A 16,755-nucleotide genomic window follows, 5' to 3' on the forward strand; every position below is an offset into this window, starting at 1 on the left:
CAATGTCGGCGTTTCCTCCTGTCAGCGCCTTCGACGGCGCGCTGGATGCGCGTATCCGCGACATTCTCGCCGCATACGACGCGCCGGGTGCGGCGGTCGCCGTGGTCTCGAAGGGCAAGGCCTTCGCATCGGGCTTCGGTCGGCGTCACCTGGCCGGGCCCGACCCCGTGGGACCGAACACGGCGTTCAATGTCGGCTCCACGTCCAAGGCGTTCTCCGCGACCGCCGCGGCAATTCTCGTCGCGCGCGGGGTCATGACCTGGGACGACCCCGTCCGTCGGTGGCTGCCCGACTTCGCGACCTGGCGGGAGGCGGATGCCGTCGCCATGACCCTACGTGATCTTTCCGGGAACCGGGCCGGGCTGCCGCGCAATGGAATCCTGGAGTTCGGCACCGAGTTGATCATCCCGGCCGAGGAAGTGGTCCGGCGGCTGCGCTTCTCTCCGTCCGCGGCGGGGCTGAGAGAACGCTTCACCTATTCGAACATTGCTCATACGGCGGTCGCCCTCGCCGTGGAGCGGGCCAGTGGTCTCGCCTATGTGGACTTTCTCAAGCGGGAGATCTTCGGGCCGCTCGGCATGCGGGACGCTTCGGGCGGGGCTGTCGCGCGCACGGATCTCAAGGATCCCGCCGGCTGGCATTGCGCGCTGGATGGAGAGACGGTCGAAATTCCGGCGATATTCACCGACGTTCATCGGGGATCGGCGGGCCTATGCCTGTCCGCGGAGGATGCGGCACGCTGGCTCGCCTTCAATCTTGGGGACGGTTCACCCATCCTGCCGACAGCGGGCTTGGCCGAGCTGTTCGAGCCACAGATCGCCCTGCGCAAGAACGAGCTCGCCATCTGGATTGCCCCCCCTGGCGCGACCGGCCCCGCCTACGGCCTGGGCTGGGGCGTCGCCTGGCAGAACGGGATCCGGGTTATCCGCCATTCCGGTTCGGACTTTGGCATCAACGCCCACGTCGCCCTTGCGCCCTCCGAAGGGGCGGGCGTGGCTGTCTACGTAAACAAGGACTGCAAGGCCTCGATCGAGATCAGCTACGCGGTGTTCGACGCCTTGATGGGCTGGAATCCGGGAGACTGGCGGGAGATCATCTTCGACAGGAAGCTGCCCGACACAAACGCCGGATTCAAACACTCGGCTCTGCGCCCGAACGGCGCGATGCCGCAGCGGCCGTGGGAGACCTATGCCGGCCGATTCCTGAGCAGGCGGGAAGGGGCGCTGGACATCGCCGTTGAGGCGAAAGGACTGGCGCTCCACTTCCTGGACGCCCCGGTCTTCGACGGCGAACTGGCGCCGCTGGGTGGGGACCGGTTTCTCGCGGTCCCTGACTATCCGGGTCTGGTCAGCGATGCTGTCGGCGGCCGGTTCGAGGCGGAGTTCGATCTGGCCGGAGGCCGGGCGCGGTCCTTGACGATCCATGGGATCGGCGTCTTCGAGCGGGTCGAATAATGGCCAGTCGACGTGTCTATCTCGCGGCCTGCCAGCACGAGACCAACAGCTTTTCGCCGATCCCGACCGGACGCACGAGCTTCGAGGACAGCCTGTGGCTGAGGCCCTCACGCAGCCCCGGGGCGGCTGAGGCTGCCCTCGCCAATGTGGTCGGCTATGGCGAACTGCTGGACCGCGCGCGTGCGGCGGGCTGGTCCGCGGTGCTCGGTCCGGCGGCCTTCGCCCAGCCCAGCGCGCCGGCCACCGCCCGGACCTGGGCCTGGCTGCGGGACGCCATTCTGGAGGATCTGGCGAACGGCGGGCCGGTCGACGCGGTCCTGCTGGCCCTGCATGGCGCCCAGATGGCCGAGGGGTGCGACGACTGTGAGGCGGATCTCCTTGAGGCGGTGCGCCGCCAGGTGGGGCCCGGGACGATCATCGCGGTCCTGCTCGACCTTCACGGCCATGTCGGCCAGCGGATGATCGATGCGGCGGACGTCGTGCTGGCCTGTCTGGAGTACCCCCACACGGACTTCGATGTTCGCGCCGATCAGCTGTTCGACATCGTCGAGGCGACGCTCGACGGGGGCGCGCGCCCGTTCACGGTCCTGGCCAGGGCGCCGATGATCGACATGCATCACACCACCCGCGAACCGATGAAGAGCCTGGTAGACCAGGCGCGCGCGGCGGAAGCAGGGGACGTGCTGGCGGTGTCCCTGATGCACGGCTTCCCGTGGGGCGATCGCGCGGACGCCGGAGCCTGCGTTCTGGTGACCGCCACGGGCGACCGCCCGGCGGCCGGCCGGCTCGCCGCCGATTTCGCGCGGCGCTTCTTCGATCTGCGTGGAGAAGTGCGCGGGCGACACCTGTCCCTGAACGCCGCGCTGGATCGCGCGCTCGACGCATCGGCCGGGCCGGTGGTCATCGCCGACGCCTCGGACAATCCAGGCGGCGGCGCCGCGTCAGACTCGACGTTCTTCCTGCACGCGCTGCGGGAACGCGGCGTCAGGGACGCCGGCGTCGCGATCATCTGGGACCCCGCGGCCGTGCGGCTGGCGAGGAGGGCCGGCGCGGGCGCGACCGTTCCACTGCGTGTCGGGGGCAAGGCGGGGCCGCTGTCCGGCACGCCCTTCGACGGGGTGGCCCGGGTCATCGCCACGGCGGACGACGTTCGCCAGGGCGGCCCGTTCGAGCGGTCTGGACGCCCCCAGGGCGGCGCACTGGTCGAGATGGACGGGCTGTACATCGTGCTGTCGGGACGGCGGCAGCAGTGCGTGAGTCCCGAAGCCTTCACATGCTTCGGCTTCGACCCCGCGGCGCTGCGGCTGATCGTTGTGAAGTCCATGCAGCACTTCCACGCCCACTTCGCCGCGTTGGCGGCGGACATCGTCTACGCCTCGGCGCCGGGCAGCCTGACGTTCGATCTGGCCGCGCTGCCGCTGAAGAACATCCGCCGGCCAATCTGGCCGCTCGACCCTGACCCTGATTACGAAGGAGCCGCGGCATGAAGATCTTCACCGCCGTCATGTCCCATGAAACCAACGTCTTTTCCCCCATCCCGACGGGCTTGGACAGCTTTCGCGAGCTGGCGCTCTACCTGCCGGGCGTGAGCAGTGACGACGACCGGCTCAAGGCGACCCGGCGGGTCGAAGCCTCGGCCGGCGCGGGCGACTTCCTTCGGCTGGCCCGTGAGCGGGGACATGAAGCGGTGCTCGGTCCGGTGGCGTCCGCCCTGCCCGCCGGGGCAGTGGTGCGGCGTGACTACGAGACCATTCGTGATGCGATCGTCACCGCCCTGAAGGCCGCGATGCCGGTCGACGCCGTGCTTCTGTTCCTTCACGGCGCGCAGGTCGCCGACGGCTACGACGACTGCGAGGGCGATCTGATCGCGCGGCTCCGCGAGGTAGTCGGGCCTGCCGTGCCGATCGGCGCGCTGCTGGACCTGCATGGCTCCCTGACGACCCAGATGATGACGTCGGCCACGGCGCTGATCTTCTGCAAGGAGTATCCGCACACCGATTACAGTGAACGCGCCGTGGAGCTCTTCGACATTATCGAGGGGGCCGCGCGCGGCGAGCTGAAACCCGTCATGACCCGGATGACCGTGCCTTGTCTGGGCGGCCTGCATACCCGCAGTTCGCCGGGCAAGGACCTGGTCGCGCATGCCCAATCCCTGGAGGGGCGCGACGGCGTCCTGTCGACGTCGGTCGTCCATGGCTTTTCGCTGGGCGATGTCGAGGACTCGACGGGCAATGTGCTCGTCGTGACCGACAACGCCCCCGCTCGGGGCGAGGCGGTCGCCCGGGACCTGGCCGGACGCTTCTGGGCGATAAAGGGGTCGGTCCAGTCCGGCGAGCTGTCGATCCCAGACGTCGTCGAAGCCGCGCTGGCCGAGCCGCGGGGCCCGGTCATCATCGCCGAGCCCGGCGACAATCCCGGCGGGGGCTGGCCGGCTGACAATGTCGATATCCTGCGGGCGCTGCTCGCGCGGAACGCCGACGCGGCGGTCGCCCTGGTCTACGATCCGGTCGCGGTGCAGATTTGCTCGGACGCCGGTGTCGGGGCGAAACTCTCGCTGCGTATCGGCGGCAAGATCGGCGCGATTTCAGGCCCCCCGCTCGATGTGGACGCCGAGGTCACGGCGGTGAATCCCGACGCGCGCCAACGGACTATCTTCGGCTCCGAACCCGGGCTTTTTGGCCCCGCGGTGGCGATCCGCTGCGGCCGCGTGGACGTCGTGCTCTGTTCGGTCCGCACCCAACCGTTCAGTCCGGACGTATTCACCGAACTGGGCATCGACCCGACGACGAAGCACATCCTCCAGCTGAAGTCGTCGCAGCACTTCTATGCCTTCTTCGAGCCCATCGCAGCCAGGGTGCTCTATTGCAACGGCGTCGGCGGCAGCGTCAGTCGCGTGCGAGCGAGGGGGTATCTGAAGCTGAAGCGACCGGTCTGGCCGCTCGATGAACTGTCGTTCGACGCCAACACGGCTCCGGTGGAGCAGGCGGCATGAGGTTCTTCATCGGCGGCCTGGTGCACGAGACCTCCAGCTTCTCACCTATCCCCACGAGTCTGAGGAAGTTTCACCCGACCCGGCCGGCGCCCGGGGCCTCGATGGACGAGCTGCAGAAGCTCGGCGGCGCTTCGGTCTACGGCCAGTGGGTCCGACGCGCCGCCGAGCAGGGGCATACCATCGCCGGCGGACCCGTGTTTTCCGCCGGTCCCAGCGGTCTGACGGTCCAGGCCGACTACGAGGCCCTCCGCGATGAGCTCCTGGAAAGCTTGCGCAGCGCGGGGCCGGTCGACGGCGTGCTGCTGTTTCTCCACGGCGCCCAGATGGCGGTCGGATACCGGGACTGCGAGGGCGACGTGCTGGCCCGGGCCAGGGCGATGGTCGGCGCCACAACGCCGATCGGCGTCGAGCTCGACCTGCACTGCAACATCTCCGACGCGATGCTCGAGAACGCCACCATTCTGATGGCCTGCAAGGAGTATCCGCACACGGACTTTGGCGATCGCGCCATCGAGCTGTTCGACCTGATCGCCGCGACCGCGGCCGGTCGGATCAAGCCGGTGACGTCGTTCGTGCGGGTGCCGATGCTCAACCTGTTCTTCACTCCCGAACAGCCGATGCGCGGCCTGGTCGACCTCACGATGGCGATGGAGGGCAAGGGCGGCGTACTGACCACCACCCTGGCCCACGGCTTCAGCTCGGCGGACATTCCCGAGGCGGCGGCCAGCGTCATCGTGGTCACCGACAATGCACCCGAAGAAGGCGACCGCATCGCCCAGGGGCTGGCGCGACTGTTCTTCTCCCTGCGCGAGGTCGGGGGGCCCAAGGCGCTCGACGTGGACGCCGTGCTCGATGCAGCGCTCGCGGAGCCAGAGGGCCGCCCGGTGGTCATCGCCGACGGCGCGGACAATCCCGGTGGCGGGGCGGCCGGCGACTCAACCTTCTTGCTTAGGCGGATGCTGGAACGCGGTATCACCAACGCCGGGCTCGCGATGATCTGGGATCCGACCGCGGTGAAGCTGGCCATGACCGCGGGGCCGGGCGCGCGGCTACCGATGCGGATCGGCGGCAAGACGAGTCCCATGTCCGGTGATCCCGTCGACGCGGAGGTCGAGGTTCTGGCCGTGCACGAGGATCCGAAACAGATCGGCTTTTCAGGCGAGAAGACCCTCGGCTTCGGGGCCGCCGCAGCCTTGCGAGTGGGCGGGATCGACGTGATCGTCAACAGCTACCGGGTCCAGACCCTCAGCCTGGAGTGCTTCACAGAACTGGGGGTCGATCCGCTGTCCAAGCGCATTCTGGTCGTCAAATCCAACCAGCACTTCTACGCCCATTACGCCGCCATCGCGCAGAAGGTGCTCTATTCGGACGCGCCGGGCACGACGTCCCTGAACGTCGCGCGTCGCCCGTACCGGAACCTCGCGCGCCCGATCTGGCCGCTGGACGACGTCGCCTTCGGATGAGCGAGGCAGTCCTGCTGAACCGCCTGGCGGCGGGCGCGAGGGTCATGACCGAAGACGAGGCCGCCATCCTGACCGCCGGCGGGTTCGAGGCGGCGGCCGAGGCCATCTCTCGCTGGCCCCAGTACATGCCCACGCCGATCGTCAATCTGCCGGGACTGGCTGCGTCCGCCGGCGTCGGGCGGCTGTTCTACAAGGATGAGGGAACCCGGTTCGGCCTCGGCAGCTTCAAGGCGCTTGGCGGAGCCTATGCGGTCCAGCGCCTGGTCGAGACCGGTGACGTCGAGACCGTGGCCACCGCGACCGACGGAAACCACGGGCGGGCCGTCGCCTGGGGTGCGCGACGGTTCGGGCGGCGCGCCGTCGTCTACATCCACGAGACGGTGAGCGAGGGGCGCGCGGACGCGATCCGGGCGTTCGGTGCGGAGGTGATCCGCACGCCGGGAACCTATGACGACTCCGTGCGCCAGGCCGCGCGGGACGCGGAGATCAACGGCTGGACGGTGGTGTCCGATACGTCCTGGGAGGGGTATTCGGAGATCCCTCGCCTGGTCATGTACGGCTACGGCGTGATGGTCTCCGAAGCGCTGGCGCAGGTCCCGCTTCCGCCGACGCACATCTTCGTCCAGGCGGGAGTCGGCGCCCTCGCCGCGGCCGTTTGCGCGGCGGTCTGGCACCGGACGGGCGCCGGCAGGCCCCGGCTCATCGTCGTCGAACCGGATCGCGCCGCCTGTCTCTTCGAAACCGCCAGGCAGGGGCGCCTGACGCCGGCGACCGGCGACGCCGACAGCCTGATGGCCGGCCTGGCCTGCGGCGAGGCCTCCCCCCTCGCCTGGGACATTCTGCGAACCGGCGCGGACGCCTTCATGACCGTGCCCGACGCAGATGCGGTGGCCGCCATGCGCAGGCTGGCGCGGCCGGCGAGCGGCGATCCCTCGATCACCGCCGGCGAGTCGGCGGTCGCGGGCCTGTGCGGGCTCTTGCGGGTCTGCCAGGATAGCGCCCTGAGGGCGGCGCTCAATGTTGATGAAGGCTCGCGGGTATTGTTGTTCGGTACGGAAGGGGCAACCGATCCCGATCTGTATCGGAGACTTGTGAACGAGGCGGCGGCATGAAGCTTTACATCTGCGCGGACATCGAGGGCGTCGCCGGGGTGGTCACCATGGATCATCTGTCGCCGGACGGGTTCGAGTACGACAAGGCGCGCGAATGGATGACCGGCGAGGTCAACGCCGCGATCGAGGGTGCCCGTCTGGCGGGCGTGACGGAATTCGTCGTCAGCGACAGCCACGGAAACGGCCAGAACCTGCTCCTTGACGATCTGCCGGAAGACGTGACGGTCATCCGGTCCTGGCCGCGCCCCCTCGAAATGATGCAGGGGGTGGAGGAGGGCGGCTTCTGCGGCGCCTTCCTGATCGGTCAGCATACCGGTCACACCGACATGACCGGCACGATCGCCCACACCATCTCGGGAGCGGTTTACGAAATCCGCCTCAACGGCGAGCCGGCCTCCGAAACCCGGATCAACGCCGCGGTCGCGGGCCACTTCGATGTTCCGATCCTGCTCGCAACAGGCGATGAGGCGTATGCCGCCCATGTCCATGGCCTTCTCGGCGACACACCGACCGCGACCACAAAGACCGCCTACACGGACTACTGCGTGCGCACCATCACGCCGGCGAGGTCGCGGGGCCTGATCCGCGCGGCGGCCGAACGCGCCATTCGGTACCGAAAGCAGCGGTCGCCCTACCGTATCGCCGGCCCTGTCACGGTCGATATGACCTTCAAGCAACGCGCGCCGGCTCAGGTGTTGTCCATGTGGCCGGGTGTCGAGCAGGTCAGCGCTACGGCGGTTCGCTTCGTCGCGCGGGACATGGAGGAGGCGTCCCGGATGATCGTGGTGGCGACCAGCTACGATCCCCGCGCCCGCTAACCCCAGAGGTTCTGCGAGGGCGGCTGGACGATGGCGCCGTCGTAGCGGAGCCCTCCCTCGCGGTCCCGGTCGAGCAGCAGCGGCCCGTCGATGTCGACCAGTTCGGCCAGCTGCGCGACCAGATGGGCAGGCGCCATGGCCAGCGAGGTGCCGACCATGCAGCCGACCATCAGGCGCAGGCCCGCTTCCCGCCCGGCGCGGGCCAGCGCCAGAGCCTCGGTCAGGCCCCCGGTCTTGTCGAGCTTGATATTGATCATGTCGTAGCGACCGACGAGCCGCGGCAGGTCCTCCCGGCTACTGCAGGACTCGTCGGCACAGACCGGCAAGGGGCGATGGATGACGGCGAGCCGCTCGTCGCGGCCCTTCGGCAGGGGTTGTTCCACCATCGCCACGCCGAGGTCGGTCATGCGCTGCAGGAGCCGTTCGACATCGGCAGCGGGCCAGCTTTCATTGGCGTCGACGATCAGCCTGCTGTCGGCCGCCGCCGCGCGTATGGCGGCGACCCGCGCGTCATCGCCTTCGCCTCCCAGTTTGATTTTCAGGACCGGCATGCGCCGGTTGGCCCGCGCGGCTTCCGCCATCGCGGCCGGCGTGTCCAGACTGAGCGTGTAGACCGTCTGGACCGGCCGCGACGGGGGAAGCCCTGCCAGGCTGGCCACGGAGCGTTTCGACCGGCGCGCCTCGAGATCCCAGAGCGCGCAGTCGATCGCATTGCGGGCTGGACAGGCCGGCAACAGGTCCTGCAGCGCCTCACAGCTTACGCCGGCCTCGACCCTGCTCCGCACGCTTTCGATCAGGGCCATCGAGAGCGGCCCGGTCGTGCCGACATCCGTTGCCGGCGCGGCTTCGCCCCGGCCGGTGATCCCTCCGTCCTCGATCTCCACGACCAGACAGGAAACCTCGCGAACCTCACCGCGGGCGATGCGGAACACGCCGCGGATGGGCCACGTCTCAAGGCGAGCTGACAACTGCATGAAACTCTCCGTCGATCGGCCCAACTTGCAGCGCCGCGCCCGGGAAGCCAGACGGCGGGGCCCGGGAATGGCGATCGGCGAAGGCGTCGTGACAGAAGGCCATGCCGCTGTTCCGCCATCGCCCCGACAATGCCGGCTCGACAATTCGGAAGGCGGACATGTCACCAGGCGCCCTTATCCATCTGGACGAGATCGAAGCCGCGCGCGCGCGCATCGCGCCCTTCGTGACGCGGACGCCGATGCTGACGCCGCTAGGTGGCCCGCGCCTGAAGGCCGAGAGCCTCCATCCCTGCGGCGCCTTCAAGATCAGGGGCGCCTTCAACTGGCTGCTCAGCCTGTCCGACGCGCAACGCGCCGCCGGCGTGATCGCGCCCTCGAGCGGCAATCATGCCCAGGCCGTCGCCTATGCCGCCCATCGGCTGGGGATCAGGGCCCTGGCGGTCATGCCGACCTCCTCGCCCGAGGCAAAGCGGGCGGGCGTCCGGCGATGGGGGGCGGAGGTGAAGCTCGTCGACCCCGCCGTCGACGGCTCGGCCATGGCCTGGGCCGCGCGCCATGGCCCCGACCTGGGTCTCACCCTGATCCATCCCTTCGATGCGATGGAAATCATCGCCGGCGCCGGGACCCTTGGCCTCGAAATTCTGGAGGACGCCGCAGATCTGTCGACGATCTACGTTCCGGTCTCGGGCGGCGGACTTGTCTCGGGCGTCGCCGCGGCGATCCGGTCCGTCCAGCCGTCCGTGCGCATCGTCGGCGTCGAACCCGAGCTGGCCAACGACGCGTCGAGGAGCTTTCGCGACGGCCGGCGCCAGGCGCTGCCCTATGGCCAGACGGTCCGGACCATGGCGGACGGACTCCGCGTCGAGCAGGTGGGGCAACTGACCTGGCCGCACATCGAGGCGTTGGTCGACGATATGATGACGGTCACCGAAGACGAGATCGGGGCCGCGGTCGCCTGGGCGGCCTGGGAAGGGCGGATCGTGGCCGAGCCCAGTGGCGCGGCGTCCGTGGCGGCGGCCCTGCGCGACGCCGCTCCGGATCGCGCTGTGGCGATCGTAAGTGGCGGCAACGTAGACCCGGACCTGTACGCGGCCTTACTGACAAAGGGAGCGGTCGGATGACCCGCAAGATCGGAATTCTCAAGACCGGCAATCCGCCCGCGGACATCGCCGATCGGTTTCCCACCTATCCGGACATGGTGCGGTCCATGCTCGGCGATGGCTATGTCTTCGACGAGTTCGACATCGAGGCGGGCGAGCTGCCGTCGCCTTCGACGGTGGTCGACGGCTATGTCATCACCGGTTCGCCCGCGGGGGTCTATGACAACCTGCCGTGGATCGCGCCCTTCAGATCGTGGCTGACGAAGACCGATCCGGCGACGCCCATCGTCGGGATCTGCTTCGGCCATCAGATCATGGCCGAGGCGTTCGGCGGCAAGGTGGTGAAGTCGCACAAGGGATGGGGCGGCGGGCTGCACAGCTACGCGATCACCTCGGTCGAGCCCTGGATGGACTCGTCCGACCCGTTCGCCATCGCGGTCGCCCATCAGGATCAGGTGGTGGAACTGCCGGCCAACGCGGAGGTGGTCGCGTCCAACGATTTCTGTCCCATCGCCGCGATCGCGTATCGCGACCGCGCGGCGATCACCTTCCAGTGCCATCCGGAGTTTCCGATCCCGTTCGCCGAGGCCCTCGTCGAGCGCCGCCGCCGTCTCGGCACGGTGACCCCGGAGCAGGCTGACTCTGCTCGTGAAACCCTTGCGCGCCCGGCTGACCGCGACCGTGTCGCCGGGTGGATCCGGGCCTTTCTCGCGCTTGCCCGCGACTGACCCGGCCCGGTGTCACGAAGAGGCGGCGAGGTCGCCCGAAGGCGGCCCGAGGGGCTGTCCCAACGGCGATGATCGCGGTTCATCAGGCGGATCGAAGCCGCAGGCAAGGAACAGCTAATGAGCCGCATCGCTTGGAGCGGGGTCTATCCCGCCTCGTCCACCCAGTTCGCGCCGGATCTGTCGATCGACCTGGATGCGACACAGCAGCATTACGACCGACTCATCCAGGACGGGGTGCACGGCCTGATCGTGCTGGGCACGGTCGGCGAGAACAACTCGCTCACGGCCGATGAAAAACGTCGGGTCGTCAAGGCGGCGGTCGAAGTCGCCGTCGGCCGCGTGCCGGTCCTGTCAGGGGTTTCCGAGTTCACGACCGGGGCCGCGGCGGACTACGCCAGGGACGCGGAGAAGCTCGGCGCCGATGGTCTGATGGTGCTTCCGGCGATGGTCTACGTGCCCACGGAAGACGAGCTGGTCGCCCATTTCGACACCGTCGCGGGCGCGTCGGGGCTGCCTCTGATGCTGTACAACAATCCGCCCGCCTACCGGGTCGACATCTCGATTCCGGCCCTGGAGCGACTGGCGCGGCACAAGACCGTCGTCGCGCTCAAGGAAGCGGCGGTGGACACGCGCCGCTACACGGATCTGATCAACGCCCTGGGCGACAGGTATGTCCTGTTCGCCGGCCTCGACGATGTCGCGCTTGAGGCCCTCGCCCTCGGCGCGGACGGCTGGGTGTCGGGTCTGACGAACGCTTTCCCCGCCGAATCCCTGGCCCTGTGGGACGCGATGAAGGCCGGTGACCTCGCCGAGGCCCGCCGGATCTACCGGTGGTTCATGCCCCTGCTGCATCTCGACGCCGATCATGATCTGGTTCAGGCGATCAAGATGTGCAACGCGGCGGTTGGGCGCGGAAATGATCGCATCCGGCCGCCGCGGCTGCCGCTCACCGGGGCGCGGCGCGCCGAGGTCGAGGCTGTCATCCGCACCGCCCTGGCGGCGCGGCCCCTGCGCGAGGCCGTCTGAGCATGGCCGCCGTCAACAATCGCCTGGCGGCGCTGGGCATCGATCTTCCGTCCGCCGCTTCGCCCGCTGCGAACTACGTCTCGTTCGTCCGGACCGGATCGCTCGTCCACATCTCGGGTCAGGTCTCGCGGACGGCGGACAGGATCCTCGTCGGAACCGTGGGCGCCGATCTTTCGATCGAACAGGGCGTTCTTGCGGCGCGCCTGTGCGGTCTCAATCTGATCAGCCAGATGCGTGAAGCCTGCGGCGGCGACCTCGATCGCGTTGTCCGCGTGGTCAAGCTCTGCGGCAGTATCCAGGCCGGACCCGATCTGGAGCAGCTCCCCCTGGTCATGAACGGATGTTCCGACCTGATGGTCGAGGTGTTCGGCGACCTTGGCCGGCACGCCCGCACGACGGTCGGCGTCTATCGCCTTCCGGGCGGGGTGGCGGTCGAGGTCGATGCCGTCGTCGAGGTTCGCGATTGATGCGCCCGCGCTGCCGCGTTGCTCTGGTCCAGCTTTGCACGCCAGACAACAGCGCGGCGGCGCTGGACCACGCCATGCCGCTCGTGCAGTCCGCCGTCGCGGGCGGCGCGGAGTTGATCCTGCTGCCCGAGACCTGCAACATCATGGAGCGCGACCGGGCTGCGCTTGATCGCAAGGTCGTCGGCGAGGCCGATGACCCGTTCATCGCCGGCCTGCGCGACCTCGCCGCCGCCCGTCAGGTCTGGATCCTGCTGGGCTCCGCGGTGGTGCGGCGCCACGACGGTCTGCGCGCAAACCGTAGTCTGCTTCTGGATCCCGGCGGCGAGATCGTGGCGCGGTATGACAAGATCCACCTGTTCGACGCGGACCTGGCCAGCGGCCAGCGCTATCGGGAGTCCGCCAACTACGAGGCCGGGACCGCCGCGGTGGTCGCCGATACTCCCTGGGGCGGGCTGGGCTTGACCATTTGCTACGATGTCCGTTTTCCCGTGCTTCACCGGGACCTGGCGCTGGCGGGAGCCGCGATGATCGCTGTGCCGGCGGCCTTCAATCGCCAGACCGGCGCCGCGCACTGGCAGGTCCTGTTGCGCGCGCGCGCGATCGAGACGGGCTGTTTCATCCTCGCGCCGGCCCAGGGCGGTGACCACGCCGACGGCGAGGCCACCTGGGGCCGTTCCACCATCGTCACGCCGTGGGGTGAGCTTCTCGCCGCCGACGACGGAGATCGGCCCGGACTGGTGTTCGCCGACCTTGACCTCGGGGCCGTCGCCGCCGCTCGCGTCGCCATCCCCGCGCTCACCAACCGCCGGGCCTATACGCCGCCAGTGGCGATCCATCGATGACCGAGACCCTGACCCTCCGCCACGCGATTGCTGACCGGCGCATCGCCGGCCCGGACGCCTTTGAGCAACGGAACCCCGCCGATCCGGACGATCTTGTCGTCATCGGGCCAGAGGCGGGCGCCGAGGTCGTTCAGGCAGCGGCCGCGGCCGCTCGGGCCGCTCAGCCCGCCCTGCGCGGCGGCGGCATCGAAGCGCTCGGCGACGCTCTCGACCGGATTGCTGATCGCCTGATGGCCGAAGCGCCCGCCCTGTCGGTGCTCGCGGCCCGCGAGACGGGCAAGACCATCCGGGATGCGCGGGCCGAGGTTGTTCGCGCCGCCAGGATATTCCGGTTTTTCGCTGGCGAGACATTGAGGAACGCCGGCGAACGGTTCGACTCGACCCGCAGGGGCGTGACTGTCGAGGTGGCTCATGAGCCGATCGGCGTGATCGCAGCGATCACCCCGTGGAACTTTCCGGTCGCCATCCCGGCGTGGAAGATCGCGCCGGCGCTCGCCTTCGGCAATGCGGTGGTCTGGAAACCCTCGGAACTGTCCTCGGCGACAGCGGCCGCGCTGCTGGAGGTGATCGCCACGGCAGGTTTGCCGGACGGCGCTGTCAACATGGTTCTCGGCAGCGGCGCCACCGGCGCCGAGGTGGCGCTTTGCGATGGCATGGACGCCGTCTCGTTTACCGGCTCCCAGGCGGCCGGCCATGCCGTCAGGTCGACGGCGACGGGCCGGGGGGCCGCGGTGCAGCTCGAGATGGGCGGCGTCAACGGCCTGATCGTGCTCGCGGACGCCGATCTGGACGCTGCTGTCGAGACGACCGTCAACGGCGCCTTTTTCGCTGCCGGCCAGCGTTGCACGGCGACGTCGCGGATTATCGTGGAAGCGACGGTGGCGGACGCCTTCGCCGCCCGGCTCGCGGCCCGGGTGGCCGAGCTGAGGCTGGGCGATCCCCGACGCGACGACACCGACATTGGTCCGCTGGCGTCAGCCCGGCAGAAGGCGCGGGTGATCGAGGCGGTGGAACGGGTCATGGCTGCCGGCGCAACGCTCCGGTTTGGTGGGCCACGCTCGGTGCATCCCCACGCCTACTTCCCTCCCACACTATTCGATCAGATCGGCGAGGCGAGCCCGCTGGCGTCCGAAGAGATCTTCGGCCCGGTCGCGGGACTCTTCCGGGCGGCCGACTTCGACGAGGCCATGTCGATACTCAACGCGACCCGGTTCGGACTCTCGGCCGGGATCTGCACCCGCTCCCTGGCGAAGGCGGAGGCTTTCAAGCGCGAGGCCCGGGCGGGCATGTGCATGGTCAATCTTCCGACAGCGGGTGTCGACCATCACGCGCCCTTCGGCGGTATCGGCGCCTCAAGCTTCGGTCCACGCGAGCAAGGCCGCGCCGCGCGGGCCTTTTTCACGCGGATGAAGACGACCTACCAGGGTTGCGCATGACCGTGGCCAGCACCTTGTCGTCTCAACCGGCTTTGAAGCGTCGAGCATCGACGCTCAAGCACGGTCTCGGCCGGACTTCCATAGTGGCCATCGCTCAGCGTACGGGTCTGACCCTACGAGCGATCCGTCTGTATGAGGAAAAGCGTTTGGTCGTCTCGATGCGTGACCCCCAGAGAATGCGTTGGTACGACGCCAGCATGGTCGAGCGGCTGACCTTTATCGCCCTGGCGCGTCGGGCAGGGCTCTCGCTTGCTGAGATCGGAAATCTACTGAAGGCAGGTGATCACCATGAACGTCACGACCGGGCGTCCGAGGCCCTGACATTACTAGGCCGAAAACTGACGGAACTGGAGCTGCAGCGCCAAGCGGTTGAGGATTGCATGTCGGCGCTGGGCTGCAACACCTTCGACGCGTGGACGAGCAAATGCGCGAAGACCTAGTGTCCACTTTCCGACAATGGAACCTAGGCGCGATTGGGCTGGAGGAGGGGCCGGTTCGCGCCAACAGCGACGCTAGCTCGGCGCCGGGAGCGGCCATCAGCTGAATTTTGCCCCAGAGCATTGTATTCTAGCTCTGAGCGGACAGTTCAAGCAGGCATCCTGCACGATCCATGACATCTCGCGCCAACGCTGTTCCATTTCTCGATGAAACAAGGAAAGGGTCACAGCGCCGTCGCGCCGAGGACGATAGCCAGTCGCCGCAGGAATCTTCTCAAGAACTTGGCGGCACATCCGCGTCAGTTTCTTGAGTGAGCGGGGGCGAACTTTGGCATCGAATGCGAGACCGTAGCGCACGCCAGCGACTACTTCGGCGATGCCGATGGCTTCCGGCCTATCCGTGGGCTTCACGGGCTCTCCCAGCTTATCTACTGCGAACTAGGCCCCACTATCCTGCGCCACGTCACTGCAGGCTGCGAATGTTTAATTGAGCGCCAGGAACAGACCCTGGATAGCCGCTGGAAACGTGACCTTCAGATCCTCGTGCCGCCGGCGCCTACAACCCGCTGCGGACAGAGCGACGTCATTTGGCTAAGGTTGTTCGATGCAAATCCCCATCGGCCGAACTGGCGAGATTCTATCTGGAGATGAGCCTGGCTTCCCGTGCCTTGAGCGCGAGAATTGACCTTGAGCGAGAACATTCGTTGGCTGGGCAACTGGGGTGACGTTCCCGACGACGGCGACCTACGCGCGTTCAGCAAGCTGCCTCCCAATCGGGGCCAGGCCAACCGCCGCAACAAGCGCCACCACTATATTTCGGTGACTTACATGGACGGGTTCGCCGGCGAGGACGGCCGCGTCTGGGCCTATCGGGCTGAGGCCGCCGACGATCCGCATCGTGCGCGGCCCGCAAGCGTCGGCTACGAGAACCACTACTATTCACACAAGCGCGACGACGGCACCCTTGAGAACCACGGCTACGAGGACCTCTGGGGCCGGATCGAGACGACTTGGACCGCCACCCGCCGCGGGGTCGCCGAAAAACGCCTTTCGGCGGCGATGTCGTTCAACCTCCTGGGCATGGTCTCGATGATGCGCGTTCGGGTGCCGGCCGCCCGCGAGGCCACCCAACTGCTCCTCGCTCAGAAGCTGCGGTCGGAGGCTTTGGCCCTAGAGGCTCATGGACTGCTACCTGACGTATTCAAACGTTACGCCGGTGAACTCGAGACGATCCCCGTTGGGATCAACCCTGTTCAGACCCTGCTAGCTATGCGGGATGGCTTCCTCCAGCAGGGTGACCTATTTTTCAAGCTCGGGTTCGAGGTGCTGCACAACACCACGAGCCTGCCTTTCATCACCTCCGACAATCCCGTCTGCATCTATGATCCGTGCGTCCCCTTCCAGGCGCGCCGGCCCTACGAATACGACGGTCAGGTCGAGCTGATCTTTCCGATTGATGCTCGAACGGCGCTGCGCGGCTCCAGTCGGCTTAGGCCCACAAACGTGGTCGTGCATCATCGCGAGCTGGGCGACCGCCGCGCGGTGCGCGCGATCAACAGGACAATCGCTCAGTTCGGTTATCGTCTGGTGATCGCGCTAGACCGCTCCAGCGACGCGGTCATCGCCGAGTTGGCCGCCACCAGTCCTACGATCGAGGCGGACGTGCGAATGCTGGGCAAAAAGACGGAGATCCATTGGCGGAACCGGTTTGGACCACGCCCTACCCTTTCGCCGTTTATCGACACTCCGCAGAAGGCAGCGCGCCTAGAGGCTCAGTTGGCGGCCGCGCGCGGCGAAGGCCGGCTCTAGATTGGGTGCTCTCAGGGCTAGAGACAGGTCACTTAGCTCATATCGACCGCCGAAGCAGACAGACCGCGCTAGGAGGGGACATTAGCAGGGGCCGCAA

16 protein-coding genes are annotated in these 16,755 nt (G+C 67.9%); 14 read left to right on the forward strand and 2 right to left on the reverse strand.

What is annotated here, in order from left to right:
• Positions 1-2 precede the first annotated feature (2 nt).
• From AC1RN0_RS01260 to AC1RN0_RS01285, 6 genes are read left to right on the forward strand one after another with little or no spacing between them, the layout of a single operon-like run.
• Positions 3-1,454 carry a serine hydrolase gene (locus AC1RN0_RS01260; protein WP_492785609.1) on the forward strand — a complete coding sequence of 484 codons (1,452 nt, stop codon included), beginning with the start codon at positions 3-5 and terminating at the stop codon, positions 1,452-1,454.
• Positions 1,454-2,941: a M81 family metallopeptidase gene (locus AC1RN0_RS01265; RefSeq protein WP_492785610.1), complete on the forward strand. Its 1,488-nt coding sequence runs from the start codon at positions 1,454-1,456 to the stop codon at positions 2,939-2,941. The genes AC1RN0_RS01260 and AC1RN0_RS01265 overlap by 1 nt, the downstream gene beginning before the upstream one ends.
• On the forward strand, positions 2,938-4,446 hold the full coding sequence (locus tag AC1RN0_RS01270; RefSeq protein ID WP_492785611.1) for a M81 family metallopeptidase: 1,509 nt from the start codon (positions 2,938-2,940) through the stop codon (positions 4,444-4,446). Before AC1RN0_RS01265 ends, AC1RN0_RS01270 begins: the two co-directional genes overlap by 4 nt.
• Positions 4,443-5,909 (forward strand): M81 family metallopeptidase, encoded by a 1,467-nt coding sequence (locus AC1RN0_RS01275; RefSeq protein ID WP_492785612.1) that lies wholly within the window; start codon positions 4,443-4,445, stop codon positions 5,907-5,909. Before AC1RN0_RS01270 ends, AC1RN0_RS01275 begins: the two co-directional genes overlap by 4 nt.
• On the forward strand, positions 5,906-7,021 hold the full coding sequence (locus AC1RN0_RS01280) for a diaminopropionate ammonia-lyase (protein ID WP_492785613.1): 1,116 nt from the start codon (positions 5,906-5,908) through the stop codon (positions 7,019-7,021). Before AC1RN0_RS01275 ends, AC1RN0_RS01280 begins: the two co-directional genes overlap by 4 nt.
• Entirely contained in the window at positions 7,018-7,839 is an 822-nt protein-coding gene (locus AC1RN0_RS01285) for a M55 family metallopeptidase (protein WP_492785614.1), read from the forward strand. The genes AC1RN0_RS01280 and AC1RN0_RS01285 overlap by 4 nt, the downstream gene beginning before the upstream one ends.
• Here the strand turns inward: AC1RN0_RS01285 and dgcA are convergent.
• Positions 7,836-8,813: an N-acetyl-D-Glu racemase DgcA gene (dgcA, locus tag AC1RN0_RS01290; protein ID WP_492785615.1), complete on the reverse strand. Its 978-nt coding sequence runs from the start codon at positions 8,811-8,813 to the stop codon at positions 7,836-7,838. The genes AC1RN0_RS01285 and dgcA overlap by 4 nt on opposite strands.
• A gap of 101 nt (positions 8,814-8,914) precedes the next feature.
• On the opposite strand from dgcA, the gene AC1RN0_RS01295 reads away from it, so the two are divergent.
• The 7 genes from AC1RN0_RS01295 to AC1RN0_RS01325 all read left to right on the forward strand — a co-directional run bounded on the left by AC1RN0_RS01295 (position 8,915) and on the right by AC1RN0_RS01325 (position 14,852).
• Positions 8,915-9,934, forward strand: coding sequence for a threonine ammonia-lyase (locus tag AC1RN0_RS01295; protein WP_492785616.1), 1,020 nt, complete (start codon positions 8,915-8,917; stop codon positions 9,932-9,934).
• Positions 9,931-10,641, forward strand: coding sequence for a glutamine amidotransferase-related protein (locus AC1RN0_RS01300; protein ID WP_492785617.1), 711 nt, complete (start codon positions 9,931-9,933; stop codon positions 10,639-10,641). The genes AC1RN0_RS01295 and AC1RN0_RS01300 overlap by 4 nt, the downstream gene beginning before the upstream one ends.
• A 117-nt stretch (positions 10,642-10,758) precedes the next feature.
• Positions 10,759-11,667 carry a dihydrodipicolinate synthase family protein gene (locus AC1RN0_RS01305; RefSeq protein WP_492785618.1) on the forward strand — a complete coding sequence of 303 codons (909 nt, stop codon included), beginning with the start codon at positions 10,759-10,761 and terminating at the stop codon, positions 11,665-11,667.
• Between the two features lie 2 nt (positions 11,668-11,669).
• Positions 11,670-12,134 (forward strand): RidA family protein, encoded by a 465-nt coding sequence (locus tag AC1RN0_RS01310; protein ID WP_492785619.1) that lies wholly within the window; start codon positions 11,670-11,672, stop codon positions 12,132-12,134.
• A 74-nt stretch (positions 12,135-12,208) separates the two neighbouring features.
• Positions 12,209-12,976, forward strand: coding sequence for a carbon-nitrogen hydrolase family protein (locus AC1RN0_RS01315; protein ID WP_492785620.1), 768 nt, complete (start codon positions 12,209-12,211; stop codon positions 12,974-12,976).
• Positions 12,973-14,412, forward strand: coding sequence for an aldehyde dehydrogenase family protein (locus AC1RN0_RS01320; RefSeq protein ID WP_492785621.1), 1,440 nt, complete (start codon positions 12,973-12,975; stop codon positions 14,410-14,412). Before AC1RN0_RS01315 ends, AC1RN0_RS01320 begins: the two co-directional genes overlap by 4 nt.
• Positions 14,409-14,852 (forward strand): MerR family transcriptional regulator, encoded by a 444-nt coding sequence (locus tag AC1RN0_RS01325; RefSeq protein WP_492785622.1) that lies wholly within the window; start codon positions 14,409-14,411, stop codon positions 14,850-14,852. Before AC1RN0_RS01320 ends, AC1RN0_RS01325 begins: the two co-directional genes overlap by 4 nt.
• 96 nt (positions 14,853-14,948) lie before the next feature.
• Here AC1RN0_RS01325 and AC1RN0_RS01330 read toward each other — a convergent pair whose 3' ends face one another.
• Positions 14,949-15,260 carry a hypothetical protein gene (locus tag AC1RN0_RS01330; RefSeq protein ID WP_492785623.1) on the reverse strand — a complete coding sequence of 104 codons (312 nt, stop codon included), beginning with the start codon at positions 15,258-15,260 and terminating at the stop codon, positions 14,949-14,951.
• 276 nt (positions 15,261-15,536) lie between these two features.
• On the opposite strand from AC1RN0_RS01330, the gene AC1RN0_RS01335 reads away from it, so the two are divergent.
• Positions 15,537-16,658, forward strand: a complete 1,122-nt coding sequence (locus tag AC1RN0_RS01335) for a DUF4238 domain-containing protein (protein ID WP_492785624.1) — start codon at positions 15,537-15,539, stop codon at positions 16,656-16,658.
• Positions 16,659-16,755 lie beyond the last annotated feature (97 nt).

It is taken from the genome of Caulobacter sp. GW821-FHT12F03, from assembly GCF_058806855.1.

What these genes read in the sequence shown, in the direction of transcription:
- AC1RN0_RS01265 (WP_492785610.1), top strand. Translation starts at nt 1,454, where the DNA reads ATGGCCAGTCGACGTGTCTATCTCGCGGCCTGCCAGCACGAGACCAAC.
- AC1RN0_RS01280 (WP_492785613.1), top strand. Translation starts at nt 5,906, where the DNA reads ATGAGCGAGGCAGTCCTGCTGAACCGCCTGGCGGCGGGCGCGAGGGTC.
- dgcA (WP_492785615.1), bottom strand. Translation starts at nt 8,813, where the DNA reads ATGCAGTTGTCAGCTCGCCTTGAGACGTGGCCCATCCGCGGCGTGTTC.
- AC1RN0_RS01315 (WP_492785620.1), top strand. Translation starts at nt 12,209, where the DNA reads ATGCCGCTCGTGCAGTCCGCCGTCGCGGGCGGCGCGGAGTTGATCCTG.
- AC1RN0_RS01305 (WP_492785618.1), top strand. Translation starts at nt 10,759, where the DNA reads ATGAGCCGCATCGCTTGGAGCGGGGTCTATCCCGCCTCGTCCACCCAG.
- AC1RN0_RS01275 (WP_492785612.1), top strand. Translation starts at nt 4,443, where the DNA reads ATGAGGTTCTTCATCGGCGGCCTGGTGCACGAGACCTCCAGCTTCTCA.
- AC1RN0_RS01260 (WP_492785609.1), top strand. Translation starts at nt 3, where the DNA reads ATGTCGGCGTTTCCTCCTGTCAGCGCCTTCGACGGCGCGCTGGATGCG.
- AC1RN0_RS01310 (WP_492785619.1), top strand. Translation starts at nt 11,670, where the DNA reads ATGGCCGCCGTCAACAATCGCCTGGCGGCGCTGGGCATCGATCTTCCG.
- AC1RN0_RS01320 (WP_492785621.1), top strand. Translation starts at nt 12,973, where the DNA reads ATGACCGAGACCCTGACCCTCCGCCACGCGATTGCTGACCGGCGCATC.
- AC1RN0_RS01325 (WP_492785622.1), top strand. Translation starts at nt 14,409, where the DNA reads ATGACCGTGGCCAGCACCTTGTCGTCTCAACCGGCTTTGAAGCGTCGA.
- AC1RN0_RS01295 (WP_492785616.1), top strand. Translation starts at nt 8,915, where the DNA reads ATGCCGCTGTTCCGCCATCGCCCCGACAATGCCGGCTCGACAATTCGG.
- AC1RN0_RS01285 (WP_492785614.1), top strand. Translation starts at nt 7,018, where the DNA reads ATGAAGCTTTACATCTGCGCGGACATCGAGGGCGTCGCCGGGGTGGTC.
- AC1RN0_RS01300 (WP_492785617.1), top strand. Translation starts at nt 9,931, where the DNA reads ATGACCCGCAAGATCGGAATTCTCAAGACCGGCAATCCGCCCGCGGAC.
- AC1RN0_RS01270 (WP_492785611.1), top strand. Translation starts at nt 2,938, where the DNA reads ATGAAGATCTTCACCGCCGTCATGTCCCATGAAACCAACGTCTTTTCC.